Below are 7,621 nucleotides of genomic sequence, written 5' to 3'. Positions count from 1 at the left end.
TCCACCATTCTGATAGCCGGTCTTATGGTGTTTCGGGAGAACGCACTGCTTGGACTTGGTCTCATGCTGTCCGCCAATGAAGTGCCCCGGATCGCCGGTACGTTCGGCCTGGACACCACCACCCGGGCAAACATCATGTCCGCCGTCTACACCGCCCAAGCCGCAGTGAACACCACCCGGACCATCGCCCAAGCGGTAGCGAAATAAAAGGAGGAGATCATGATGAGCGTACTTACTATGGGCAGTCTCTTTGACGGCATTGGAGGATTCCCCCTCGCGGCGGTGCGCTGCGGAGTAAAGCCTCTGTGGGCCAGTGAGATCGAGCCCTTTCCCATCTCCGTGACACAGTGGCGTTTTCCGCAGATGACGCATGTGGGAGACATCACAACGCTGGATGGAGCAGCATTGCCTCCGACGGATATCATCTGCGGAGGCAGTCCCTGCCAGGACTCAGTGTGGCCGGAGCCCGGGCCGGTTTGGCCGGTACTCGTTCCGGCCTGTTTGCGGAACAGATCCGCGTGATTGGGGAGATGCGGAATGCAGAAAAACGACGAGGCCGAACAGCTCTCGCTGTTCGGCCCAGATACGGAATATGGGAGAATGTCGTTGGAGCCCTCTCCAGCGGACGAGACACCGTCACCAGAGAAAAGAGGCCGGGAGCGGACTTCCAAATCGTCCTCCAGTCCTTCCTCCAAATTGAAGAACCACACCTTCATGTTGTTAGACCTGAGACCGGGCGCTGGGAATATGCTGGGGCCGTGCTGGGAGAACGATCCTGTGTGGCTTGGGTCACTTGGGACGCTCAATACCTCGGAGTGCCCCAGCGACGTCGTAGAATCTTCCTTATCGCAGATTTTGCTGGATACAGTCCCCTCGAAATACTATTCATCCCAGACTGCCTGCAGGGGAATCCTGCGCCGGTCGGAGGAACGGGGAAAAGAATTGCCGGAGAAATTGAAAACCGCGCTGATGATCCAGGCGGGCCTTTGCTCCTTGGATGAGCTCTCGGAGCTGAATGCAGAGGCAGACAGCGATTCGTCAGATGGGCAGGGTACGGAAAACACCAAGTTTTCTGCAGGTTTCTCCGCCGGAGCTGGATCCAGCGCAGGAAGCATTGCCTACTCAGAGCAGATTGCCCCCACCTTGAAGGGCTCGGCCAGCGGAAACTGCATGCCATCCGTCCTCTGTCTCAACGACCAGGGCGGCAGCATTATGGAATGTTCCGAGAATATTTCCGGGACACTCCGGTCCCAAGAGCACGGCCACCAGCCTCTGGTGCTGTCCGAAGGGCCGGACCTCTATGAAAATCACGGGATCGACGCCAGGTACAGGGGCCCCCTTTCCGTTGCCCCCACGCTCCCGGCCCGGGCGGGGACCGGCGGCAACAATCTCAGCTTGGTGGCACAGCCAAAGCCGGCTTCGTCCAGGCAGGTATATGCCCGCCCCAGATCCGATGCGTTTCGGGAGACCGATACAGCGGGGACTCAGAGCGCCAGGCAGAGCAAAGACGCCACCGACGTAGTTCTGGAACAGCCTTTTTTGATTCGAAGGCTTGTCCCAATCGAATGCGAACGCCTGCAAGGCTATCCGGATGGCTGGACCGATGTACCGGGCGCTTCCGACTCCGCACGCTACCGTGCCCTGGGCAACAGCTTGGCGATTCCTTGTGTAGAGTATCTGATCCGCCGTATTACATTGGCGCTTCTGCTTGGTTTTCAAGGCTATTTTTAGTGGGTGTGGCAATAGCTTTATGGATCTTCTTCTGGTATTGTTTGTGCTGAAATGAAGGGGGGATAACCTGAAATGATAAGTGAAAAAATCAATTTATGTGCCCCAATTCCGGTCGGCCTGCACCGTCAGGTTCGGGAACGTCAAACCCAGTCCGGTAAGAGTTTGGGCGAGTACATGACCTGGCTCATCACCACATTTTATCAATCCGAGGAGGAACAGAAGATGACAAACACAGAAACCAGAACCGTAGCCTTTCAGGTACCGGCAGAGCTGTTCGAGGCGTTCAAGGACTACCTCCAGCGCCACGGTATGAAGCAGAAGGAATTCTTCCTCGCCTGCATCCAGGACGCCCTCGCGGATGAGGCAGAGGAGCCTGTTGAAGAAACCGAACAGGAAACTGAGGCGGAGCAGAAGGATCTGCAGGAAGAAAACGAATAAAATCAAACTTGTGCGCCGCCGGATGACCTGGCGGCGCTTTTTTTGAAGGAGATCACATTGATTATCTATCCGGAAAATTTAAAGGCCAAGCCTATGCTGTGGCTATGGCTTCTGCGAGACATCGCCATTTTGGGCGTCTGCCTTATCCTCTCTGTTCTGGCGTTGGCCCAGGGGATCGGCATGGCCCCTCTGGTGATCACCGCTCTGTATGCCTTCCTGTCCATTCAGGTGGACGGTTCCAGCATCCTGGACTTTCTGTGGCGGGCGGCGTGCTTTCTCTTTCTGCGGCAGCAATTTTACGAATGGGGGTTGAACTGATGAATCGAAAGCAAAAACAGCTGTTGAAACAGCGGCAGACCACTCGGCAGCTCATGGGGATCCGCCGGATCAATGCCCACGGCCTTACTGCCGGGAATGAGGAGCTGGTATTTTTTCTGGTATACCCAGATAACCTCTCTGTTTTGTCCGTGGAAGCGATCCGGCTGCGGGTACAGGCGTTCACGGCGCTGCTCAAGGCAAAGCCGGACCTTGAACTGCTGGCCCTGGACTCCCAGGAGACCTTTGGGCAGAACCGAGAGTTCTATCGCACCCGCCTGGAGGAGGAGACGAATCCGGCCCTGCGGGAACTGTTGAGGCAGGACTTGGAGCACCTGGATACCATTCAGTCCGCTTCCGCCTCTGCCCGGGAGTTTGTCCTCGTTCAGCGTTTAGATCAAAAATCGGCTGCGGATGAGAGCGGCCTGCGGCAGACCGAGAAGGCGCTCTCTGGTCACGGTCTCTCTCTGCATTTAGCGGAAGAATCAGATGTGAAGCGGCTGCTGTCGGTCTACTACCGCCAGGAGCTCCTGACTGAGGCCCCGGAGGATGTGGATGGAGAGAGGGCGGTGACAGCACATGGCTAAGAATCAAAAGCAGAAAAAGAAACCGGCTGCGGAAGCATCTCCCCCCAGGCCCAAGGAGTTTCTGGACCTGATCGCCCCGGCGGCGGTGAAGTTCAACACGGACCACTACATCCTGGGCGGGACCTACCGCACAGTCATGGCCCTGCGGACCTACCCGCCAATCACGGAAGAGCTGGCCCTCCTGCGGCGGCTGGGAGAGATGGAGGGCGTCACTCTGCATCTGTCCACGCGGGAGGTCACGGCCGCCGAGGAGAATGCCATTCTACATGCCGCCGCCAATAAGACACGCATGGAGCGGAGCAACCTAAACAACATGAAGCAGAGCGTCACGGCGGAGGCCAAGCTTCAGGACACGGAAGAACTCATCCGGGGCCTGCGCCGGAATCAGGAGCCGCTGGTCCACTGCTCGGTGCTTCTGGAGCTCACGGCCAAATCTTTGGACGAGCTGCGGGGCCTGAAGGACGCGGTCCAAGCCGTCCTCCTCCGTTCCAAGCTCTCCGCAGACCCCTTGCTCCTGCGCCAGCGGGAGGGGTTTCTTTCCGTCAATCCGGCGGGAAAGAATGCCTTCGGCTCCTTTGCCGAGCGGGTGCTCCCCGCCTCCAGCGCGGCCAATCTGTACCCCATCAGCTACTCCGGCAAGACCGACCCCAGGGGATTTTACATTGGCCGGGATAAGTACGGAACCAACATTATTCTGGACCTGGACCGGCGAGCCCCGGACAAGACCAACGGCAGCGCCATCATCCTGGGCAACTCTGGCCAGGGCAAGAGTTTTCTGCTAAAGCTCCTGCTGTGCAACGTGGCCCTAGCGGGCAAGTCGGTCATCTCCCTGGACTCGGAGCATGAGATGGAGGAGCTGTGCGAAAACCTGGGCGGCTGCTTCCTGGACTTTCTCAGCGGCCAATACCGCATCAACCTGCTGGAGCCCAGGCGGTGGGACGACGGGAGCGATCCGGACGACCCGGAGGAGCCTGCAGCCTTTCGCGGAACCCTTCTGGCCCAGCACATCTCCTTTCTGCGGGACATCTTCCGGGTCTATAAGGACTTTGATACCCCGCACATCGATGCACTGGAGCTGATGATCGAGCGGCTCTACCAAAGCTGGGGGATTTCCGACAAAACGGACTTCACAACAATGGTCCCAACAGACTATCCCATCCTCTCTGACCTGTATGACGTTATTGAGGCAGCCTATGAGCACTATGAGCAGGAGACGAAACTCCAGCTCTACCCCAGGGAGATGCTCCGGGACCTGCTGCTGGGTCTCCACTCCATGTGCAAGGGGGCGGACGCTCGATTCTTCAACGGCCACACCAACATCTCCTCCAGCCGGTTCCTGGTGTTCTGTGTAAAGGGCCTGGACAACGTGGCCCAGAACCTGCGGGACACCCTGCTGTTCACCGTCCTCTCCTACATGTCTGACCAGTTGCTTACTGCCGGAAATACCGTGGCTGCCATTGATGAGCTCTACTTATGGCTCACCAACCCAACAGCGGTGACCTACATCCGAAACTGTCTGAAGCGGGTGCGGAAGAAGGAGTCCTCCCTGATTCTGGCTAGTCAAAATTTGGAAGATTTCGACCAGCCGGGGATCCGGGAACTCACCCGGCCTCTGTTTGCCATCCCAACTCACCAGTTCCTGTTCAACCCAGGGGCCATTGACGGTCGGTTCTACATGGACAATCTGCAGCTGGAGAAATTCGAGTACGAACTCGTATGTCAGGCCCAGAAGGGAAACTGCCTCTACAAATGCGGCAAGGAGCGCTATCTCCTCCAGGTCATTGCACCCAAGCACAAGCGCGCGCTGTTTGGAACGGCGGGAGGCGTATGACGGTAGTGGGCTACGGAGGTGGGACGGACTCCACCGCCATGCTGGTGGGGCTTTGGCAGCGGCAGATCCCAGTGGATCTGATCCTCTTTGCGGACCCCGGCGGAGAACAGCCCCATACCTATGAATACCTGGAGATCATGGAGCGCTGGCTGTTGGAGCACGGGATGCCCCCCATTACCAGAGTGTGGTACACGACAAAGGACGGCGAACGGCTGACTTTAGAGCAGGAGTGCCTGCGGTCCAAAAGCCTGCCTTCCATTGCTTACGGCCATAAAAAGTGCTCCTTAAAACACAAGGTAACGCCCCAGGAAAAGTTCTGCAACCACCACCCCGGCTGCCGGGATGCCTGGGCAAAGGGCGAGAAGGTGGTGAAGCTGATCGGCTATGATGCCGGAGAGGAGCGCCGGCGAATCAAAGCGCTGCCCCACGACCTCCAGGATCCGAAATACCGGAAGGAGTACCCCCTCATAGATTGGGGATGGGAACGCGGCGACTGCGTCCAAGCCATCCAGAGCGCGGGCCTTCCCCTGCCCGGAAAGTCCTCTTGTTTTTTCTGCCCGTCCATGAAGCCCCGGGAGATCCGTACCCTGTACCACCAATATCCGGAACTGCTGGAACGGGCTCTGGCCATTGAGGACAATGCCAGGCCGAATCTGCGGACCGTGCGAGGCCTGGGCCGGGATTTTGCCTGGCGGGATTTTATTCTGGCGGATGAGGCGCAGCTCACGCTTCCCGAGGCCTTCTCCGCGGACGACCTGCCCTGTTCCTGCTCTGTGAGCGGTTAAAAATATAAGGACTTGTGCCGGGAGTGTCCCGGCTTTCTTTTTTACAAACAGTAGGAGGAGGCAAAAAACTATGAAGCAATTCCATAAATGGCTGGCGCTCCCTGGAGCGACCGCAGTGTTCTGTCTGCAGTTGGCGCTGGGCGCCGCCGCAGCGGAACCACTCCTGTTTCGAGATGTAGATTCAACCTCCCCCTGGTACGACGGCGTCGTCTTCGCTGTGGAGCACGGGATCTCCCAGGGGACCGGGGTGGACACCTTCTCGCCGGATGATCCCATCACCATCCGGCAGTGGGCGGTGATGCTCTGCCGCGCCTATGGACTGGACGTGGAAACGCCCCCGGGTACACCCTTTGGCGAGGCGGAACTGTCCCAGGCCTATCGGGAGGGATGGCTGGATATGGACGCGATGCTCCGCCCGGATACCGGGATGTGCCGCTCCGCCGTGTACGCCAGCGCCTTTGCGGCGGAGGATGTTCCGGTCTACCCCTATGAGTTCTACGAAGACGGAGTGCCGCTGACTACGGCGGAAAACTACATCCGGGTCGGCTGGGAAAACAGATTATGCGGCGAGAATACGGAACCGCTGGAGCTGGTCACCCGGGGAGAGGCTGTGCAGCTTCTGTATCAGATCCATGAAAACGGCCTTCAGACGGAAGTTCCGGACGTGGTAGAGACCTGGGATGTTCACAACCCAGATGAAGCGGACCTGGGACCGTATCTGCGCGAGATCCAGAAAGTACCCGAGTCCATTCTGGACGAGTACATCCAGAGGGACTGGTCCTTCCATGTGGACAGCCGGGCGGTGGACGCCCTGGGAGATGAGCTGGGGATGTCCTGCACGGGGTTTACCAACTATCAGCAGAAAAAGATCTGCGCAAAGGTTCCCACGTGCGTGGTCCATGAGTTTGGACACTTCTATCATCAGACGCTTGGCTTTCCCGCGGAGGTTGACCGTCTATACCGCCAGGAGGCGGAGCCTGCCAGCAAGGTGCTGGGAGAGTACTCAGCAGAAAACTCCCATGAGTATTTTGCGGAGTTCTTTGAATACTGGACTGACTGGAACGGCGACAAGATGCGTATGAAAGCGCTGGAGGAAGCGGCGCCTGAGACCTACGCCTACTTCCTGACGCTGGAGGAGTTAGGGGCATGAGTTCTGCCGCGGTGTTGGCCAGGACCGTGCTCCTGACCCTGACCGATGAAAGCAGCCGCAGAAAAATCGGCTGGGTGCTGGCGGCGATTTTCTCCCCAGTTATTCTGGTAGTCGCTCTGCTGTGCTGCCTTCTGGGTGGAACTTCGGAGCACAACACCAGCATGGTGGAGCTGTGCTTCCACGGCGGGGCTCTGCCGGAGAGCGTCCCAGCGGAGTACCGAACCTACATGGAAGACATGCAGTCCAGTTTCTCCAAGCTGGACGAGCTGACAGAGAAAATCAACCGCATGACAGAAGGGGACAAACGTCTTGACGACACCCGAGTCAAGGCGATTTTTTATGTCCTGTTCTTTGGCACAGATGCTCCAGAGGGCCGGGCGGATCAGGATTTTGTGGACTGCTTCGTCACCTATGAGGAGCGCACCCGCACCATGACCGTGACGGATAAGGACGGGAACAAAGTGGAGCAGGAGGAGACCTACACGGTGGCCGTCCCCATCCCGGACCTGGAAACCATTTGGAGTAACGTCTCTGCAGTAACAGGGCTCACGATCTCAGCAGAGCAGAAGCGCAACGCGGACAGCATCTACAATCTGGTGCGCTACGGCTCCTCCACTGGAATGGAGGGGTGGATCCCGGGTGCGGAGACTCCCTACATCGGCGCGGACGGATTCTGCTCCCCCATCGGTTCCGGGTGGCAGAGCCGGGTCACCTCCGAGTTCGGCTACCGCAGCGATCCGTTCACCGGGGAGACAAGAGGGCACACCGGCATGGACCTGTCCGT

8 protein-coding genes and 1 pseudogene are annotated in these 7,621 nt (G+C 58.3%); all 9 read left to right on the top strand.

The genetic code is table 11. The features are described 5' to 3' along the window. Positions 1–207 (top strand): conjugal transfer protein TrbL family protein (locus H6B31_RS15920; RefSeq protein ID WP_243419110.1); only part of this gene is annotated, 207 nt, incomplete at its 5' end. Positions 208–219: 12 nt separating this feature from the next. Continuing rightward, positions 220–1,704: pseudogene (locus H6B31_RS17750) on the top strand (DNA cytosine methyltransferase); the annotation flags it as partial. 99 nt (positions 1,705–1,803) lie between these two features. Continuing rightward, positions 1,804–2,169 carry a hypothetical protein gene (locus tag H6B31_RS15905; RefSeq protein WP_204899396.1) on the top strand — a complete coding sequence of 122 codons (366 nt, stop codon included), beginning with the start codon at positions 1,804–1,806 and terminating at the stop codon, positions 2,167–2,169. Between the two features lie 57 nt (positions 2,170–2,226). Further along, positions 2,227–2,487 (top strand): hypothetical protein, encoded by a 261-nt coding sequence (locus tag H6B31_RS15900; protein ID WP_177692299.1) that lies wholly within the window; start codon positions 2,227–2,229, stop codon positions 2,485–2,487. Further along, positions 2,487–3,071 (top strand): hypothetical protein, encoded by a 585-nt coding sequence (locus H6B31_RS15895; protein WP_204899395.1) that lies wholly within the window; start codon positions 2,487–2,489, stop codon positions 3,069–3,071. Before H6B31_RS15900 ends, H6B31_RS15895 begins: the two co-directional genes overlap by 1 nt. Next, positions 3,064–4,902, top strand: a complete 1,839-nt coding sequence (locus H6B31_RS15890; RefSeq protein WP_204899394.1) for a VirB4 family type IV secretion system protein — start codon at positions 3,064–3,066, stop codon at positions 4,900–4,902. The genes H6B31_RS15895 and H6B31_RS15890 overlap by 8 nt, the downstream gene beginning before the upstream one ends. Continuing rightward, entirely contained in the window at positions 4,899–5,687 is a 789-nt protein-coding gene (locus H6B31_RS15885) for an adenine nucleotide alpha hydrolase family protein (protein ID WP_204899393.1), read from the top strand. Before H6B31_RS15890 ends, H6B31_RS15885 begins: the two co-directional genes overlap by 4 nt. Positions 5,688–5,757: 70 nt before the next feature. Next, the gene (locus H6B31_RS15880) at positions 5,758–6,837 is read left to right on the top strand and encodes an S-layer homology domain-containing protein (RefSeq protein ID WP_204899392.1); all 1,080 of its coding nucleotides are present in this window, start codon (positions 5,758–5,760) and stop codon (positions 6,835–6,837) included. Beyond that, positions 6,834–7,621: M23 family metallopeptidase (locus H6B31_RS15875; protein ID WP_204899391.1), on the top strand; the 788-nt coding region annotated here is incomplete at its 3' end. The genes H6B31_RS15880 and H6B31_RS15875, both read left to right, overlap by 4 nt.

Source organism: Pseudoflavonifractor capillosus (genome assembly GCF_016899775.1).
Classification (GTDB): domain Bacteria; phylum Bacillota; class Clostridia; order Oscillospirales; family Oscillospiraceae; genus Lawsonibacter.
Note: the sequence above shows the minus strand (reverse complement) of the source record. Positions and strands in the feature narration are given on the sequence as shown.